Source organism: Burkholderia sp. Cy-637, assembly GCF_011753175.1.
Lineage (GTDB): Bacteria > Pseudomonadota > Gammaproteobacteria > Burkholderiales > Burkholderiaceae > Burkholderia > Burkholderia gladioli.
The window spans coordinates 1-16382 of sequence record NZ_VWWC01000159.1 but is presented as its reverse complement, the minus strand read 5'-3'; the positions used below and the strand labels follow the sequence as shown (position 1 = coordinate 16382).

Genomic DNA, 16382 nt, shown 5'->3' with positions numbered 1-16382 from the left:
GGCCGAAGCCCCGGCCGCAAGCCGGGCCGCCCGCCCGGCAGCGGTGGCAAGGGCGACGGCGCGCTCGGCGAGCCACTGGCCGGCACGCCCGAGCGCGAGGCCAGCCGTCACGCGATCGACCTGTTCTGCGACGCGCTGTGGCTCGAGCATGGCCTGTCGAAGAACACGCTCGATGCCTACCGGCGCGACCTGACGCTGTTCGCGCAGTGGCTCGCGCAGACGCACGAGGCGAGCCTCGATGTCGTCTCCGAGCCGATCCTGACGGCCTACATCGCGGCGCGCAGCGACGGCAAGGCCACCTCCTCGAACCGGCGTTTGTCGGTCTTCCGGCGCTATTACGGCTGGGCGCTGCGCGAGCATCGTGCGGCCGCCGATCCGACGCTGCGCGTGCTGTCGGCCAAGCAGGCGCCGCGGTTTCCCTCGACGCTCTCGGAAGGCCAGGTCGAGGCGCTGCTCGGCGCGCCCGAGGTGGAGACGGCGCTGGGGCTGCGCGATCGCACCATGCTCGAGCTGATGTACGCGAGCGGGCTGCGGGTGAGCGAACTGGTCACGCTGAAGACGGTCGAGGTCGGTCTCAACGACGGCGTGGTGCGCGTGATGGGCAAGGGCTCGAAGGAGCGGCTGGTGCCGTTCGGCGAGGTCGCGCACGGCTGGATCGAGCGCTACCTGCGCGAGGCGCGACCCGCGCTGCTCGGCGCGCGCGCCTCGGACGCGCTGTTCGTGACCGCGCGCGGCGAGGGCATGACGCGCCAGCAGTTCTGGAACATCATCAAGCGCCACGCGCTGCGCGCCGAGATCCGCGCGCATCTCTCGCCGCACACGCTGCGGCACGCCTTCGCCACGCACCTGCTCAATCACGGCGCGGACCTGCGGGTGGTGCAGATGCTGCTCGGCCACAGCGATATCTCGACTACCCAGATCTACACGCACGTCGCGCGCGAACGCCTGCGCTCGCTGCACGCCCAGCATCATCCGCGCGGCTGAGATCTGCTGAAGGGAAGCGCGCCGTTTCCGCGGCGCGTGCTTCCCGGATCCCGCCCTGCCCGTCGCCAGCCTCCCCGGGCTTCGATCCGTCCCGTTCAGTCCTTCAGTCTTTATAGGCCGCGTGCTCGCGCAGCCGGTGCTTGAGCACCTTGCCGGTCGAGGCGGCCGGCAGCGCCTCGACGGCGACGATGCGCGCGGGCCGCTTGTAGGGCGCGAGCCTGGCCGCGCACCAGGCGTCGAGCTCGTCGGCGGCGAGCGCGGCGCCCGGCGTCAGCTCGACGAAGGCGAGCACTTCCTCGTTGCCGGGCACCGCCCGCCCGATCACGGCCGACTGCACCACGGCCGGATGCGCGTTCAGCACATGCTCGACCTCGGCCGGATAGACGTTGAAGCCGGAGCGGATGATCAGCTCCTTGCTGCGGCCGGCGATGCTCAGCGCGCCGTCGGCGGCGGCCCGCGCCAGGTCGCCGGTGCGCAGCCAGCCCTCGGCCGTGACGGCCGCGCGCGTGGCCTCGGGGTTGCGGTAATAGCCGAGCATCACGTTCGGCCCGCGCACCAGGATCTCGCCGACCTCGCCGGGCGGCACCGGCTTCAGCTCGGGATCGACCAGCCGCACCTCGATGCCGGGAATCGGCACGCCCACCGAGCAATCCCCGCGCGGTGCCTCCAGCAGCGTCTGCGCGACGGTCGGGCTGCTTTCGGTCATGCCGTAGCCGTTGTGCAGCGGCAGCCCGTAGACGCGCTCGACCCGCGCCTTCAGGTCCGCGTCGAGCGGCGAGCCGCCCGAATAGACGAAGCGCAGTTGCGGGGCCTGCCAGGCGTGGCCGTGAGCCTGCAGGTGATCGAGCAGCTTCGCGTGCATCGCCGGCACGCCCTGGAAGATGGTCACGCGCTCGTCGGCCAGCGCGCGGCGCACCGCCTCGGGCACGAAGCGCGGCGCCAGGCGCAGGGTCGCGCCGGCGCACAGGCTGCCCAGGCAGACCGAGGCCAGCCCGTAGACGTGCGAGACCGGCAGCACCGTATAGACCACGTCGCTCGCGCTCACCCGCCGCAGCGTGCTGGAGACGGCCGCGACGAACAGCAGGTTGCGATGCGACAGCATCACGCCCTTGGGTGTGCCGGTGGTGCCGGTGGTGTAGATCAGCGCCGCGCATTGCCGGGCGCCTTCGGTTTCCACTGCCTCGGCGTGGGTGCCGGGATCGAGCGCCACCGCCCAGGTGCCGATGTCGGGCTCGCCGGCGGCGGCCGGCAGGGCGCGGTGGCGCGCCGCGTGGGCGGCCGCGTCGGGCGAGGTGGCTGTGACGAAGGCGATCGCGCGCGGCCGTGCGTGCGCGGCGATCGCATCGAGCTCGGCCGCCGACAGCCGCGCATTGGCGAGCAGCGCCCAGGCGTCGAGCGTGGCGGCGGCGAACAGCAGCACGATCTGCGCGATGCTGTTCTCGGCGACGATCATCACGCGATCGCCGCCGCGCACGCCGAGCGCGCGCAGTTGCGCGGCGCTCGCGTCGATGGCCGTCACCAGCTCGGCATAGCTGAGCCGGCGGGCGTCCTCGATCAGCGCCGGGTGCTCGGGCGTGCGCGCGGCGATGCGGCGCGGCAGCTCGGCGATGCGCGCGGGCAGGGCGGCGAGCAGCGCCTCGGTGTCGAGCGGCGCGGTGGGCGGCGAGGACGGGGACGACTGGGAGGCTGACGGAGAAGCGGACAGGGAAGCGGGCATCGTGGCTCCGGAAACAGGCCGGGTCGCAGGGCCTTGCTGAAGATGTTCAATAAGGTGTCGATCGTGCCACGCGCACCGCGGCGGGGCAATCTGCCGAACGGACAATAGTGCTTCGCGGCGCACGCAATTAAAATGCGCCCATGAGCAAATCCCGACATGTCTCCGAAACCCCCGCCACGCAATGGCTGCGCCGCCAGGGCGTGGCCTTCGGCGAGCACACCTACGACTACGTCGAGCACGGCGGCACCGGCGAATCGGCGCGCCAGCTCGGCGTGGACGAGCACGCGGTGGTCAAGACCCTGGTGATGGAGGACGAGCAGGCCAGGCCGCTGGTGATCCTGATGCACGGCGATCGCACCGTCTCCACCAAGAACCTGGCGCGGCAGATCGGCGCCAAGCGCGTCGAGCCCTGCAAGCCCGAGGTCGCGAACCGTCATTCGGGCTACCTGGTGGGCGGCACCTCGCCGTTCGGCACCAGGAAAGCGATGCCCGTCTACGTCGAGTCGAGCGTGCTCGCGCTGCCCTCGATCCTCATCAACGGCGGCAAGCGCGGCTACCTGCTGAGCCTCGCGCCGGCGGTGCTGACCAACGTACTCGGCGCGAAACCGGTGCAGTGCGCCAGCGTCGATTGAGGGTTTCACCCGGAACCGGGCCCGGCCCGCTTCGGTAGAATGGGCGCCGCGCGGCACCGGGCTGGCCCGGCGGCGGCGCCCCGTTCACTTCTTCGTCGAAACAATCGAACCTCCCCATGCAGATTCTGATCGCTACCATCGTTGCCTACCTGATCGGCTCGGTGTCGTTCGCCGTCGTCGTCAGCGCCTTGATGGGCCTCGCCGATCCGCGTTCCTACGGCTCGAAGAACCCCGGCGCCACCAACGTGCTGCGCAGCGGCAGCAAGAAGGCCGCGATCCTGACCCTGCTCGGCGATGCCTTCAAGGGCTGGCTGGCGGTCTGGTTGGTGCGGCACTTCGGGATCGGCGGCGAGCTCGGCGTGGCATTGGCCGCGATCGCCGTGTTCCTCGGCCACCTCTACCCGATCTTCTTCCGCTTCCAGGGCGGCAAGGGCGTGGCCACGGCCGCCGGCGTGCTGCTGGCGATCTCGCCGGCGCTCGGCATCGCCACCCTGCTGAGCTGGCTGGTGATCGCGTTCTGCTTCCGCTATTCCTCGTTCGCGGCGCTGGTGGCGGCCGTGTTCGCGCCGATCTTCGACGTCTGGCTGTTCGGCACGCGCGACAATCCGGTCGCCTGGGCCGTGCTGGCCATGAGCCTGCTGCTGATCTGGCGTCATCGCGCCAATATCTCGAAGCTGTTGAAGGGCCAGGAAAGCCGGATCGGCGACAAGAAGAAACCGGTCGAGCCGTCGAGCGGCGCCTGATACGGCCGCGCCCATGAAAAACGGCGCGCGGCAGCGGGGGATGCCCGTGCCGCGCGCCGTCGGTCTTGCCGGCGGATCGGGTTCGATCAGTCGCGGAAGTTGTTGAAGTCCAGCGGCGTGTCGGCGACTTCCTTGCGCAGCAGCGCGATCACGCTCTGCAGGTCGTCGCGCTTGGTGCCCGACACGCGCACCGCGTCGCCCTGGATGCTGGCCTGCACCTTGATCTTGCTGTCCTTGACGGTGCGCACCACGCGCTTGGCCAGGTCGCCCGTCACGCCCTTCTTGATCGTGACGACCTGCTTGAGCTTGTCGCCGCCGATCTTGTCGACCTTGCCGTAGTCGAGGAAACGCACGTCGACATTGCGCTTGGCCATCTTGCCGATCAGCACGTCCTTGACCTGGCCGAGCTTGAAATCGTCGTCGGCGAACAGGGTCAGCTCCTGTTCCTTGTGCTCGACGCGCGCGTCGGAGCCCTTGAAGTCGAAGCGCGTCGAAATTTCCTTGTTCGACTGCTCGACGGCATTCTTCACTTCGATCATGTTCGCTTCGGAAACGACGTCGAACGATGGCATGCTGTTCTCCCTGTAAGACATGCGGGCCGCGCGATGCGTGCGCGGCCACTCGCTATAATTGCGGACCGACCGCCATTTTACCGATGCCCCCGCGTTTTGCCCAAGGCCGCCGCTCACGTCGGCGCGACCCGCGAACGCCGCGCCCCCTGCCGCCGATGTCAGATTCCGATTTCGCTTCCCCTTCCGCCGCTGTTCCTCCGCCTTCGTCCGCTCCCGCCTCGGAGGCTGCCGGCGCGCCGGCGCTGCTGCCCGATTACCCGCTGCGCGAGCACAACAGCTTCGGTTTCGCGGTGCGCGCGCGCTGGGCGGCGCGCGTCGACACGCCGGCCGGCTTCGCCGCCGCGGCGCGCGACCCGCGCGCAGCCGGCCTGCCGGTGCTGGTGCTCGGCGGCGGCAGCAACGTGGTGTTCACGGGCGATGTCGACGCGCTGGTGCTGATCAACGGCGTGCGCGGCCGCGCGCTGCTGCGCGAGGACGACGAGGCCTGGTACGTGGAAGCCGGCGGCGGCGAGAACTGGCATGAGTTCGTGGCCTGGACCCTGGATGCCGGCATGCCGGGGCTCGAGAATCTCGCGCTGATCCCGGGCACGGTGGGCGCCGCGCCGATCCAGAACATCGGCGCCTACGGCGTCGAGATGCGCGAACGCTTCGCATTGCTGAAGGCGGTCGAGCTGGCTACCGGCGAGATCGTCGAATTCGATGCCGCGGCCTGCGCGTTCGGCTATCGCGACAGCGTGTTCAAGCAGGCCGCGCGGGACCGCTTCGCGATCGTCTCGGTCACGTTCCGGCTGCCCAAGCGATGGACGCCGCGCTGCAACTACGCCGATGTCTCGCGCGAATTCGCCGCGCGCGGCATCGCGCCGGCCGAGGCGACACCGCGCGACGTGTTCGACGCGGTGGTGGCGATCCGGCGCGCCAAGCTGCCGGATCCGGCCGTGCTCGGCAATGCCGGCAGTTTCTTCAAGAATCCCGTGATCGAGGTCGGGCAGTTCGCGGCGCTCCAGCAGCGCGAACCGGAGCTGGTCTCGTATCCGCAGCCGGACGGGCGCGTCAAGCTGGCGGCGGGCTGGCTGATCGACCGCTGCGGCTGGAAGGGCCGCGCGCTCGGCGCGGCGGCCGTGCACGATCGGCAGGCGCTGGTGCTGGTCAATCGCGGCGGCGCCACCGGCGCCGAGATCCTGGCGCTGGCGCGTGCGATCCAGGCCGACGTGCGCGCGCGTTTCGGCGTCGAGCTCGAAGCCGAGCCGGTCGCGATCTGAGCGCGCCTGGCACCGGTCGCGCCGGCGATTCGCACCGCAAGGCACATGAAAAAGCCCCGCATCGCGGGGCTTTTCGCTTGCTGGGCCGGCCGTGCCGGGTTCAGTGGTTGAGCTTGCCGAGCAGCAGGAATTCCATCAGCGCCTTCTGCACGTGCAGGCGGTTCTCCGCCTCGTCCCAGACCACGCTCTGCGGGCCGTCGATCACGCCGGCCGTCACTTCCTCGCCGCGATGGGCGGGCAGGCAGTGCATGAACAGCGCGTCGGGATTGGCGAAGCCCATCATCTCCTCGTCCACGCACCAGTCGGCGAAGGCCTGCTTGCGCACTTCGTTCTCGGCCTCGAAGCCCATGCTGGTCCACACGTCGGTGGTGACCAGGTCGGCGCCGCGGCAGGCCTCGTTCGGATCGGCGCAGATCTCGTAGGCCGAGGCGCTGTCCGCGTCGACCAGCTTCATGTCGAGCGCGTAACCGGGCGGCGTGGACAGGCGCAGCTTGAAGCCGAGGATCTTGGCCGCCTCGATCCAGGTGTAGAGCATGTTGTTCGCATCGCCCACCCAGGCCACGGTCTTGCCGCGGATCGGGCCGCGGTGCTCGTAGTAGGTGAAGATGTCGGCCAGCACCTGGCAGGGATGGTATTCGTTGGTCAGGCCGTTGATCACCGGCACGCGCGAGTTGTCGGCGAAGCGCTGGATGATGTCCTGCTCGAAGGTGCGGATCATGATGATGTCGACCATCCGCGAGATCACCTGCGCCGAATCCTCGACCGGCTCGCCGCGTCCGAGCTGGGTATCACGCGTGCTCATGAACACCGCGTGGCCGCCGAGCTGGAAGATGCCGGCCTCGAACGAGAGCCGCGTGCGCGTCGAGTTCTTCTCGAAGATCATCGCCAGCGTGCGGTCGTGCAGCGGGTGGTAGGTCTCGTAGTTCTTGAATTTGCGCTTCAGGATACCCGTGCGTTCGAGCACGTACTCGTAGTCTTCCAGCGAGAAATCCTTGAACTGCAGGTAGTGACGAATGGTTTTGGCGGTCATGAAACGAAACGCGGCGGGAGGCAGCCGGCACGCCGTGCCGGACGGCGCCCGCCGTCGGGAGGTGGTAATCCAGCCCAGCATAAAGGATTTTCCCGGCTTTGACGAGCCGCGCCGGCGGGGCCTGATGTGCCCGTGCAGGGCTCGGTCGAGGCGCTGCACGGGCGCCGGCGCGCGCCCGGCAGGGGCGCCCGGTCGGGTGGAACATGGCGGGAAGCAGGACGGGAAGCGGAACGGGCTCGGGAGGAGAAGCCGGGCGGAAACCGGCACGGGAAGGCTCGCTCGTGGCGCCGCTGGATGCGGCGCTGCGGTATAATTCCGCGGTTTTCCGAAGTCCGGCGGATCACGCTGCCGGGTACGGGCGGCGCCCGCGCGCAAGCGTGTGGAGGCGTGCGCCGGCGCGTTCGCGGCGATCATCGGGCGGGCAGCGTGGGCGGCACGGCATTCCGCAGCCGGCATGCGCGGCCGAGCCCCGTTTCCGCCGCGGCAGCGTCCGGCCGTCGGCCCATCCCCTGGGACCCTTCATGGCAGAAACACCCCCGACCGAATTCTTCATTCAAGGCATCACGAAAGAAGGGAAGACGTTTCGCCCCAGCGACTGGTCGGAACGGCTTGCCGGCGTGATGGCCCAGTTCGGACCGGGCGCCAGCGGGCGCAATGCCTATATGAAGTATTCGCTGTACGTGCGCCCGACCATCGTCGGCGGCGTCAAATGCGTGATCGTCGACGCACGCCTGCGCGAACTCGAACCGATGGCCTTCGATTTCGTGATGAACTTCGCGCGCGACAACGAGCTGGTCGTCACCGAGGCCTGCGAGCTGCACCTCGGCAAGCACGACAAGGCCTGAACACCGGCGGCGGGCTGCTCCCGCTGCCCGTTCCCCGCGCGGCAGCTCTTTTCCCCTGATTCCCCGATTCGATTTCCGGCTGCTTGCCTCATCGGCCGCAGGTTCCGGCATGACGCATGACCGGCCCAGTAGCGCGAAAACCGTAAACGACAAAAAACCCGCCAAGGCGGGTTTTTCGTGATCGGCAGGAAACAGGGGCCCGCGAAATTCGCGGGCGCACCGGATTTACTGCGCGGCGGCCTGCAGGCCCTTGACCGCTGCCGACAGGCGGCTCTTGTGGCGAGCAGCCTTGTTCTTGTGAACGATCTTCTTGTCGGCGATCGTGTCGATCGTCTTGGTGGCGGCCTTGTACAGCTCGGCTGCCTTGGCTTGATCGCCGGCGTCGATCGCCTTGCGAACGGCCTTGATGGCGGTGCGGAATTTCGAGCGCAGCGCCGAGTTGTGCGAGTTAGCCTTCGCTGCCTGGCGGGCGCGCTTGCGTGCTTGTGCGGAGTTAGCCATGACGGTTCCTTATCCTGTCCTGTTTCCAGAGCTTGGAGCCTGACGGCCAAGCGCTGCTTTTCGATCCGACCCTCGAGAGCGATTGCCCGGGGCCCAAAAAACATAGGTTTCACCGAGGCCGGCAACGTGCTCGATGATCACCGCAGCGCGAATGCAGACTCAGAAACGGGCGATTATAGCAACAAAATCAAGGCAAAGACAAGCTCGGCGAACGATGGCGTCGCCTCGCCGGCACGCTGCCGCGGCGGCGGCTTTTTCCGCCGCGAGGGGCGGAACCCAACGGGCCTTCCGTATAATAAGCGCCCCATGAATCTATTCCGAGCCCTGCTGACGGTCAGCGGCTTCACGCTCTTGTCGCGCGTGACCGGTCTGGCCCGTGAGACGCTGATCGCGCGAGCGTTCGGCGCCAGCCAATATACCGACGCCTTCTACGTCGCGTTCCGCATCCCGAACCTGCTGCGCCGGCTGTCGGCCGAGGGCGCGTTCTCGCAGGCCTTCGTGCCGATCCTCGCCGAGTTCAAGAACCAGAAGGGGCACGACGCGACCAAGGCGCTGGTCGACGCGATGTCCACCGTGCTGGCCTGGGCGCTGGCGCTGCTGTCGCTGGCCGGGGTGGCCGGCGCGGCCTGGGTGGTCTATGCGGTGGCCTCGGGGCTGCGCGCCGATGGCCAGGCCTTCCCGCTGGCGGTGACGATGACGCGGATCATGTTCCCGTACATCATCTTCATCTCGCTGACCACGCTGGCCTCGGGCGTGCTCAACACCTACAAGAACTTCTCGCTGCCGGCCTTCGCGCCGGTGCTGCTGAACGTTTCCTTCATCGGCGCGGCGGCCTTCGTCGCGCCGCACCTGAAGATGCCGGTCTACGCGCTGGCCTGGGCCGTGATCGTCGGCGGCCTGCTGCAGTTCGTGGTGCAGTGGCCGGGCCTGAAGCGCATCGACATGGTGCCGCGCATCGGCCTGAACCCCTGGGGCGCGCTGGCCCACCCTGGCGTCAAGCGCGTGCTGGCCAAGATGGTGCCGGCCACCTTCGCGGTCTCGGTGGCCCAGCTCTCGCTGATCATCAACACCAATATCGCCTCGCGGCTCGGGCAGGGCGCGGTGTCCTGGATCAACTACGCCGACCGCCTGATGGAGTTCCCGACCGCGCTGCTCGGCGTGGCGCTCGGCACCATCCTGCTGCCGAGCCTGTCGAAGGCGCACGTCGATGCCGATGCGACCGAGTACTCGGCCCTGCTCGACTGGGGCCTGCGCGTGACCTTCCTGCTCGCCGCGCCCAGCGCGCTGGGCCTGCTGGTATTCGCCGAGCCGCTCACCGCCACGTTGTTCAACTACGGCAAGTTCGACGCGCACACGGTGGAGATGGTGGCGCGCGCGCTGGCCGCCTACGGCATCGGCCTGGTCGGCATCATCCTGATCAAGATCCTCGCGCCGGGCTTCTACGCCAAGCAGGACATCAAGACGCCGGTGAAGATCGCGATCGTGGTGCTGATCGTCACCCAGTTGTCGAACTACGTGTTCGTGCCGATCCTCGGCCATGCGGGCCTGACGCTGAGCATCGGCGTGGGCGCCTCGCTCAATTCGCTGCTGCTGTTCATCGGGCTGCGCCGGCGCGGCATCTACCAGCCCTCGCCGGGCTGGCCGCGCTTCTTCCTGCAACTGCTCGGCGCCTCGCTGGTGCTGGCCGGCGTGATGCACTGGTTCGCGATCAGCTTCGACTGGACCGGGTTGCGCGCCGAGCCGCTGGCGCGCATCGCGCTGACGGCCGCGAGCCTGATCCTGTTCGCCGCACTATATTTCGGTATGTTGTGGCTGATGGGCTTCAAGTACGCGTATTTCCGCCGCCGCGCCAAATGACGAACACCATGACCCGAGTACTCGATTTCTTCAGCACCCTGGTGGCCGAGGACGACAGCCTGCCGCTGACCGAGGCCGCGCTCTCGCTCGCGCAGGATGCCTATCCGGACCTCGACATGCAGGCGGTGCTGGCCGAGCTGGACGCGCTGGTGCTGCGCTTTCGCCGGCGCGTGCGCACCGGCACGAGCGATCGCGACAAGGTCGACGCGCTCAACGACTTCTTCTTCCGCGAGCTCGGCTTCGCCTGCAACCACAACGATTATTACGACCCCGACAACAGCTACCTGAACATGGTGGCCAAGCGCCGCCGCGGGATCCCGATCTCGCTGGCGGTGATCTACCTGGAGCTGGCCGGGCAGATCGGGCTGTCGGTGCGCGGCGTGTCGTTCCCCGGCCATTTCCTGCTGCGCGCGAGCCTGCCCGACGGCGACGCGATGATCGATCCGACCACCGGCCGTTCGCTGTCCGAATCGGACCTGGTCGAGATGCTCGAGCCCTACGTCGCCCATCCCGAGCAGACCATGGCCAGCACGCTGCGCGCGCTGCTGCAGCCGGCCACCAGCCGCGAGGTGCTGGCGCGCATGCTCAACAACCTGAAGGCGATCTACCTGCAGACCGAGCGCTGGCAGCGCCTGCTGGCGGTCCAGCAGCGGCTGGTGGTGCTGCTGCCGGGCCAGCTCGACGAGGTGCGCGACCGCGGTTTCGCCTACGCACGGCTCGACTACCTGCGTCCCGCGCTGGAGGATCTCGAGATGTATCTCGACGAATGTCCGGGGGCGGTCGACGCGACCATCGTCGAGGCGCAACTGAGCGAGCTGCGCCAGCGCATGCGGCGCGGCGACGAGGACTGAGACAGGGCGGGGCCAAGGCCGACATCATGAACGACGCCCGCGATTCCCTCATCGGGAATCGCGGGCGTCGTCGCATCGGGCGGGCAGGCCGCGTGCTTACTTCGGCTGCATCCGGATCGCGCCGTCCAGGCGGATCACCTCGCCGTTGAGCATGGTGTTCTCGAGGATCTGGCGCGCCAGCATCGCGTATTCGTCCGGCTTGCCCAGGCGCGGCGGGAACGGCACCATCGCGCCGAGCGCGTCCTGCACCTCCTGCGGCATGCCGAGCAGCATCGGCGTCTCGAAGATGCCGGGCGCGATCGTCATCACGCGGATCGCGTTGCGCGACAGGTCGCGCGCCAGCGGCAGCGTCATGCCGGCCACCCCGGCCTTCGAGGCGGCGTAGGCGGCCTGGCCGATCTGGCCGTCGAAGGCGGCCACCGAGGCGGTATTGATGATCACGCCGCGCTCGCCCGAGGCGGCCGGCGCATTGGCCGACATCGCCGCGGCCGCCAGGCGCACCATGTTGAAGGTGCCGACCAGGTTGATCGAGACCACCTTGGCGAACAGCTCCAGCGCGTGCGGGCCGTCCTTGCCGACCGTCTTCGCGGCCGGCGCGATGCCCGCGCAATTGATCAGGCCGCGCAGCGTGCCGAGCCCGGTGGCCGCTTCCACGGCGGCCTTGGCGTCGTCCTCGCGTGTCACGTCGCAGGCCGTGAACAGGCCGCCCAGCTCGCGTGCCAGCGCCTCGCCGGCCTCGCGGTTCAGGTCGGCCAGCACCACCCGGGCGCCCGCGCCAGCCAGCATGCGCGCGGTGCCCGCGCCCAGGCCCGAGGCGCCGCCGGTGATCAGAAACACGTTGTCGCGCAGTTCCATCCTTGCTCCTGTTGGTTTGTTATTGGCGATCCCGGTCGATTGTACGGAAGGCGGCGCGACGGCGGCGTGAAGCGAACGATCGTGCGTTTCTCGGCCGCGGAACGAAAAAAAGCCGCCCGGCGAGGGGCGGCCCTTGGCGCTCGCGCGTGGCGCGGCGTGCTTACTTCAGCGCGTCGAAGGCACGCTGGCGAATCTCGTCGACGCTGCCCAGGCCCGAGATCTTGCGATAGGCCGGCGCCTGCAGGCCGTTTTCCTCGCCGCGCTCGGCCCAGTCGCCGTAATAGCTGATCAGCGGCTTGGTCTGTGCCTCATATACGTCCAGGCGCTTCTTGACGGTTTCTTCCTTGTCGTCGTCGCGCTGGATTAGCGGCTCGCCCGTCACGTCGTCCTGGCCCTCGACCTTGGGCGGGTTGAAGGTGACGTGGTAGGTGCGGCCCGAGGCCGGATGCGTGCGACGGCCGCTGATGCGTTCGATGATCTCGGAGAAGGGCACGTCGATCTCGAGCACGTAGTCGATCGCCACGCCGGCGTCCTTCATGGCGTCGGCCTGCGCGATGGTACGAGGGAAGCCGTCGAACAGATAGCCGTTCTGGCAATCGGCTTCCTTCAGGCGCTCCTTGACCAGCCCGATGATCAGCGAATCCGGCACGAGCTTGCCCTCGGTCATGTAGCCCTTCGCCTCGACGCCGAGCGGCGTGCCGGCCTTCACGGCCGCGCGCAGCATGTCGCCCGTCGAGATCTGCGGGATCCCGAACTTTTCCTTGATGAAGGTAGCCTGGGTGCCCTTGCCGGCGCCGGGAGCGCCCAACAGGATCAAACGCATGGTGATATCTCCAAGTTTCGTGAATGTGTGGCGCGAGGGGATCACATCGGCGCGCGGCCCGCGGGTCGGCTGCGAACGACAGGCTCCGGCCGGTCTGACGGCGGCGCCGGCAGCGGGGCCGGCGCGGCTGCCGGCGGGGGAGCGGGCGAGCGCGACTCAACGTGGGCGGCGCCTGAGGGCTCGCACAGTCGTCCGATTATGCCATGGCTTATTTTTCGGTCGACCGAAAAAGGGCCTGCACGCGAGCCAGATCGGCGGGGGTGTCGACGCCCGGTGCCGGGGCTGATTTTGTGACGAGCACGGCGATCCGCTCGCCGTGCCACATCGCGCGCAGCTGTTCGAGTTGCTCGGCCTGCTCGATCGGCGCCTGCGCGAGGCTCGGGTAGCTGCGCAGGAAACGCGCGCGATAGGCATACAGCCCGATGTGCCGATAGGCCGGGAAGGCCGGCCCGGGCATGGTTTCGACGGCCGGCCAGTGCGCCTGCCAGGCATCGCGCGACCAGGGGATCGGCGCGCGCGAGAAATACAGCGCGACGCTTTTCGCGTCGAGCGCGACCTTCACCACGTTCGGATTGAACACTTCCTCCGGATCATGGATCGGATGCGCGGCAGTTGCGATTGCACAATCCGGGTGCGTTGCAAGGTGCGACGCTACGTCGCGGACGAGTGTCGGGTCAATCAGGGGCTCGTCGCCCTGCACGTTGACCACGATCGTGTCGTCGGGCAGCGCCAGCGTGGTGGCCACCTCCGCCAGGCGATCGGTGCCCGAGGGATGGTCGGCGCGCGTGAGCAGGGCCTCGAAACCGGCCGCCTGCGCGGCCTCGAGCACGCTGGGCGCATCGGAAGCCACCAGCACGCGGGCCGCGCCGGCCTCGCGCGCGCGCTCGGCCACGCGCACCACCATCGGCTTGCCGCCGATATCGGCGAGCGGCTTGTTGGGCAGGCGCGTGGAGGCGAGGCGGGCCGGCACGACGGCGATGAAGGGCGACGGAGTGGTCATCGATGGGATCGGGAGCGAACGGGTTCGAAAGCGCCGCGCCCGCCACGGGGGCGGGCGCGAGCGGGGCGGCTGGCCGGTGTTCGGCCGGCGCCTCAGTGCGTGGCGGCGGGGCCGGCAGGGTCGACGGGCGTGCCCTCGACGGTCTGTCGCGCTTCGTCGACCAGCATCACGGGGATGCCGTCGCGAATCGGATAGGCCAGCTTGTCGGCATGACAGATCAATTCCTGCGCGGCGCGGTCATGCTGGAGCGGGCCCTTGCAGATCGGGCACACGATGATTTCAAGCAGGCGAGCGTCCACGGAGTTTCTCCACAACGAGAGCGATAAGGCGGGGATCGAGCGCGGCCTCGACAGGGACGACCCAGAGTCGGGCATCGCGCCAGGAAGCGCCCAATTTTACTGCATCCTTCTCGGTGATCAGGATCACGTCGACATCGTCGTGCGCGAAGGGGTTCTCGGCGTAGGCGTAATGGTCGGGCAGGGCCCGCGTGGCGGGGGCCAGGCCCGCCGCGCGCAGGGTCGCGAAGAAGCGCTCGGGCGCGCCGATGCCGGCCGCGGCCAGCACCCGCTCGCCGGCGAACTGGGCCAGCGGGCGGCGTCGCGAAGGCTCGTCGAGATGCCAGGCGTCGCCGGGCGCGAGCCGCAGCGCGTAGGTGTTCGGCCAGGGCGGCAGCGCGCGGCTGTAGGGATCGTTGACCAGGGTGGCGTCGCGCCGACGCGACAGCGGCTCGCGCAAGGGGCCGGCCGGCAGCAGGAAGCCGTTGCCGCCGAGCCGGTGGTCGAACACCACCAGCTCGACGCGGCGCGCCATCCGGTAGTGCTGCAGGCCGTCGTCGCTGACCACCACGTCGAGCTCGGGATGCGCGGCGGCCAGCGCGCGGATCGCCGCCACCCGGTCCGGGCAGACCACCACCGGCGCCTGGGTGCGGCGCGCGATCAGCAGCGGTTCGTCGCCGGCGCGCGAGGCCGGCGAATCGGGCGCGACCTCGGTCGGTTCGCGGATCTCGGCGCCGTAGCCGCGCGACACCACGCCGGGGTGGAAGCCGTTGGCGCGCAGCGCCTCGACCAGGGCGATCACGGTCGGCGTCTTGCCGGTGCCGCCCACCGTCACGTTGCCGACCACCACCACCGGCAGGCCGGTGTCGACGATCGGCTTCCAGCCGGCCGCGAAGGCCAGGCGGCGCAGCGCGGCGATGCCGCCGAACACGGCGGCCAGCGGCGTCAAGGCCCAGGCCAGCGCCCCGCGCCGCTGCCATTCGCGCGCCAGCGTGGCCTCCAGGCGCGCGCCCAGGCCGCCGCGGCTCATCGGGCGGTGGCGCCGGCGCGGCGCGAGCACGGAGCCATGACGGACGGACGAACTGCCGACGCGGCGGACCGTGGCGAAGCGGGAGCGGACGAAGCGGTCAACGGGGTTCTCCGGTGGGGCGAGGCGGGCGCGCGCCCGAACCGCCGACCAGGCGGCTCAGGCATGCTCCGAAAGGCGGCACTCTAGCGCGGTGCCGCCGCGCGCGGCAAGTCGTCCAGCCCTGTGGACGGATCGACGCGGCTGTGGATAAGTCTGTGAAAAACTGGCCTCGCGATCGGCGCAAAGGCCCGCACGGCGGCCTTCCGATCGGCCTCCTGTCACAATATGTCACAAATAAAACAAGCAAAATCAAGGACTTGACGGATTTCTTAAGGGTTTTTGAGAGCTTTGTTGCGTCTCTGTCCCTGATCCGGCGCGGATGTGGACACTTCGTCTCGCCGCGCGCCATGCCGGCCGCGAGGCTTGCCGGGGCGGCGCGGCGACGCTATCGTGTGCCCGCTCCCTCATCCTCCTCACGCAATGCAATCCGATCCCTACCTGCCTGGCCCCGGCGGCGCGAACGCCGGCGACGGCGTGATCCCCGTCTCCGCGCTGAACCGCGCGATCGGCTCGATGCTCGAGCGCGCCTTCCCGCTGTGCTGGGTATCGGGCGAAGTGTCGAACTTCACGCGCGCGGCGAGCGGCCACTGGTACTTCTCGATCAAGGACAAGGACGCGCAGATGCGCTGCGTGATGTTCCGCGGCCGGGCCCAGCACGCGCCGTTCACGCCGCGCGAGGGCGACCGCATCGAGGTGCGCGCGCTGGTCACCATGTACGAGCCGCGCGGCGAGGTGCAACTGAGCGTCGAGGCGGTGCGGCGCACCGGGCAGGGCAAGCTGTTCGAGGCCTTCCTGCGCCTGAAGGCCGAGCTCGAGGCCGAGGGCCTGTTCGCGGCCGAGCGCAAGCGCGCGCTGCCGGCCTTCCCGCGCGCGATCGGCATCGTCACCTCGCTGCAGGCGGCCGCCTTGCGCGACGTGCTGAGCACGCTCGCCCGGCGCGCCCCGCACCTGCCGGTGATCGTCTACCCGGCGCCGGTGCAGGGCGCCGGCGCGGCCGAGAAGCTGACCGCGATGGTGCAGGCGGCGAATGCGCGCCGCGAGGTGGACGTGCTGATCGTGTGCCGCGGCGGCGGCTCGATCGAGGATCTCTGGTCCTTCAACGACGAGGCGCTGGCGCGCGCGATCGCCGCCAGCGAGCTGCCGGTGGTCAGCGGCGTGGGCCACGAGACCGATTTCACCATTGCCGATTTCGCCGCCGACCTGCGCGCGCCGACGCCGACCGGCGCGGCCGAGCTGGTCAGCCCGCAGCGCGCGCTGCTGCTGCGCGAGTTGGGCGAGCGCCAGGCCGAGCTGCGCCGCGGCCTGCGGA

Annotated in this window: 17 protein-coding genes; 8 read left to right on the top strand and 9 right to left on the bottom strand. The window is 69.4% G+C overall.

Annotation, left to right across the window (positions count from 1 at the left end):
- Positions 1 to 75: 75 nt before the first annotated feature.
- The gene (gene xerD / locus F3J10_RS28635; protein ID WP_166917053.1) at positions 76 to 984 is read left to right on the top strand and encodes a site-specific tyrosine recombinase XerD; all 909 of its coding nucleotides are present in this window, start codon (positions 76 to 78) and stop codon (positions 982 to 984) included.
- Positions 985 to 1087: 103 nt separating this feature from the next.
- Here the strand turns inward: xerD and F3J10_RS28630 are convergent, their stop codons facing one another.
- Complete coding sequence (locus tag F3J10_RS28630) at positions 1088 to 2701, bottom strand: AMP-binding protein (RefSeq protein WP_167243522.1); 1614 nt, start codon at positions 2699 to 2701, stop codon at positions 1088 to 1090.
- Between the two features lie 140 nt (positions 2702 to 2841).
- Here F3J10_RS28630 and ybaK point away from each other — a divergent pair, with 140 nt between their 5' ends.
- Positions 2842 to 3333 carry a Cys-tRNA(Pro) deacylase gene (ybaK, locus tag F3J10_RS28625; RefSeq protein WP_167243521.1) on the top strand — a complete coding sequence of 164 codons (492 nt, stop codon included), beginning with the start codon at positions 2842 to 2844 and terminating at the stop codon, positions 3331 to 3333.
- A gap of 116 nt (positions 3334 to 3449) precedes the next feature.
- Positions 3450 to 4076 carry a glycerol-3-phosphate 1-O-acyltransferase PlsY gene (gene plsY, locus F3J10_RS28620; protein WP_167243520.1) on the top strand — a complete coding sequence of 209 codons (627 nt, stop codon included), beginning with the start codon at positions 3450 to 3452 and terminating at the stop codon, positions 4074 to 4076.
- 86 nt (positions 4077 to 4162) lie between these two features.
- On the opposite strand, the gene F3J10_RS28615 is transcribed toward plsY, so the two are convergent.
- Positions 4163 to 4648 carry a YajQ family cyclic di-GMP-binding protein gene (locus F3J10_RS28615; protein WP_025098212.1) on the bottom strand — a complete coding sequence of 162 codons (486 nt, stop codon included), beginning with the start codon at positions 4646 to 4648 and terminating at the stop codon, positions 4163 to 4165.
- A gap of 155 nt (positions 4649 to 4803) precedes the next feature.
- Here F3J10_RS28615 and murB point away from each other — a divergent pair, with 155 nt between their 5' ends.
- A complete protein-coding gene (gene murB, locus F3J10_RS28610; RefSeq protein ID WP_240155732.1) occupies positions 4804 to 5907 on the top strand; it encodes a UDP-N-acetylmuramate dehydrogenase in 1104 nt (367 codons plus the stop codon).
- A 100-nt stretch (positions 5908 to 6007) separates the two neighbouring features.
- Here murB and argF read toward each other — a convergent pair whose 3' ends face one another.
- Positions 6008 to 6937, bottom strand: coding sequence for an ornithine carbamoyltransferase (argF, locus tag F3J10_RS28605; protein WP_025098210.1), 930 nt, complete (start codon positions 6935 to 6937; stop codon positions 6008 to 6010).
- Positions 6938 to 7458: 521 nt separating this feature from the next.
- Between argF and F3J10_RS28600 the strand changes: the two genes are divergently transcribed.
- Entirely contained in the window at positions 7459 to 7782 is a 324-nt protein-coding gene (locus F3J10_RS28600) for a DUF3579 domain-containing protein (RefSeq protein WP_025098209.1), read from the top strand.
- A gap of 225 nt (positions 7783 to 8007) precedes the next feature.
- On the opposite strand, the gene rpsT is transcribed toward F3J10_RS28600, so the two are convergent.
- Positions 8008 to 8283 carry a 30S ribosomal protein S20 gene (gene rpsT, locus F3J10_RS28595; RefSeq protein ID WP_013699183.1) on the bottom strand — a complete coding sequence of 92 codons (276 nt, stop codon included), beginning with the start codon at positions 8281 to 8283 and terminating at the stop codon, positions 8008 to 8010.
- 306 nt (positions 8284 to 8589) lie between these two features.
- Between rpsT and murJ the strand changes: the two genes are divergently transcribed.
- A complete protein-coding gene (gene murJ, locus F3J10_RS28590; RefSeq protein WP_167243519.1) occupies positions 8590 to 10140 on the top strand; it encodes a murein biosynthesis integral membrane protein MurJ in 1551 nt (516 codons plus the stop codon).
- 8 nt (positions 10141 to 10148) lie between these two features.
- Positions 10149 to 10991 carry a SirB1 family protein gene (locus F3J10_RS28585; protein ID WP_167233770.1) on the top strand — a complete coding sequence of 281 codons (843 nt, stop codon included), beginning with the start codon at positions 10149 to 10151 and terminating at the stop codon, positions 10989 to 10991.
- Between the two features lie 96 nt (positions 10992 to 11087).
- Here the strand turns inward: F3J10_RS28585 and F3J10_RS28580 are convergent, their stop codons facing one another.
- The 5 genes from F3J10_RS28580 to lpxK all read right to left on the bottom strand — a co-directional run bounded on the left by F3J10_RS28580 (position 11088) and on the right by lpxK (position 14974).
- Complete coding sequence (locus tag F3J10_RS28580; protein ID WP_025098206.1) at positions 11088 to 11846, bottom strand: SDR family NAD(P)-dependent oxidoreductase; 759 nt, start codon at positions 11844 to 11846, stop codon at positions 11088 to 11090.
- Between the two features lie 160 nt (positions 11847 to 12006).
- Entirely contained in the window at positions 12007 to 12669 is a 663-nt protein-coding gene (gene adk, locus F3J10_RS28575) for an adenylate kinase (RefSeq protein WP_025098205.1), read from the bottom strand.
- A 208-nt stretch (positions 12670 to 12877) separates the two neighbouring features.
- Positions 12878 to 13669, bottom strand: coding sequence for a 3-deoxy-manno-octulosonate cytidylyltransferase (kdsB, locus tag F3J10_RS28570; protein ID WP_047836085.1), 792 nt, complete (start codon positions 13667 to 13669; stop codon positions 12878 to 12880).
- A 92-nt stretch (positions 13670 to 13761) separates the two neighbouring features.
- Positions 13762 to 13968, bottom strand: coding sequence for a Trm112 family protein (locus tag F3J10_RS28565; RefSeq protein ID WP_013699177.1), 207 nt, complete (start codon positions 13966 to 13968; stop codon positions 13762 to 13764).
- On the bottom strand, positions 13949 to 14974 hold the full coding sequence (lpxK, locus tag F3J10_RS28560) for a tetraacyldisaccharide 4'-kinase (protein WP_025098203.1): 1026 nt from the start codon (positions 14972 to 14974) through the stop codon (positions 13949 to 13951). Before lpxK ends, F3J10_RS28565 begins: the two co-directional genes overlap by 20 nt.
- A 519-nt stretch (positions 14975 to 15493) precedes the next feature.
- Here lpxK and xseA point away from each other — a divergent pair.
- The coding region (xseA, locus tag F3J10_RS28555; RefSeq protein WP_167243518.1) for an exodeoxyribonuclease VII large subunit at positions 15494 to 16382 on the top strand (889 nt) is incomplete at its 3' end.

Coding starts and splice junctions, on each gene's coding strand:
- F3J10_RS28630 (WP_167243522.1), bottom strand. CDS start 2,701: ATGCCCGCTTCCCTGTCCGCTTCTCCGTCAGCCTCCCAGTCGTCCCCG.
- ybaK (WP_167243521.1), top strand. CDS start 2,842: ATGAGCAAATCCCGACATGTCTCCGAAACCCCCGCCACGCAATGGCTG.
- plsY (WP_167243520.1), top strand. CDS start 3,450: ATGCAGATTCTGATCGCTACCATCGTTGCCTACCTGATCGGCTCGGTG.
- F3J10_RS28615 (WP_025098212.1), bottom strand. CDS start 4,648: ATGCCATCGTTCGACGTCGTTTCCGAAGCGAACATGATCGAAGTGAAG.
- murB (WP_240155732.1), top strand. CDS start 4,804: ATGTCAGATTCCGATTTCGCTTCCCCTTCCGCCGCTGTTCCTCCGCCT.
- argF (WP_025098210.1), bottom strand. CDS start 6,937: ATGACCGCCAAAACCATTCGTCACTACCTGCAGTTCAAGGATTTCTCG.
- F3J10_RS28600 (WP_025098209.1), top strand. CDS start 7,459: ATGGCAGAAACACCCCCGACCGAATTCTTCATTCAAGGCATCACGAAA.
- rpsT (WP_013699183.1), bottom strand. CDS start 8,283: ATGGCTAACTCCGCACAAGCACGCAAGCGCGCCCGCCAGGCAGCGAAG.
- murJ (WP_167243519.1), top strand. CDS start 8,590: ATGAATCTATTCCGAGCCCTGCTGACGGTCAGCGGCTTCACGCTCTTG.
- F3J10_RS28585 (WP_167233770.1), top strand. CDS start 10,149: ATGACCCGAGTACTCGATTTCTTCAGCACCCTGGTGGCCGAGGACGAC.
- F3J10_RS28580 (WP_025098206.1), bottom strand. CDS start 11,846: ATGGAACTGCGCGACAACGTGTTTCTGATCACCGGCGGCGCCTCGGGC.
- adk (WP_025098205.1), bottom strand. CDS start 12,669: ATGCGTTTGATCCTGTTGGGCGCTCCCGGCGCCGGCAAGGGCACCCAG.
- kdsB (WP_047836085.1), bottom strand. CDS start 13,669: ATGACCACTCCGTCGCCCTTCATCGCCGTCGTGCCGGCCCGCCTCGCC.
- lpxK (WP_025098203.1), bottom strand. CDS start 14,974: ATGAGCCGCGGCGGCCTGGGCGCGCGCCTGGAGGCCACGCTGGCGCGC.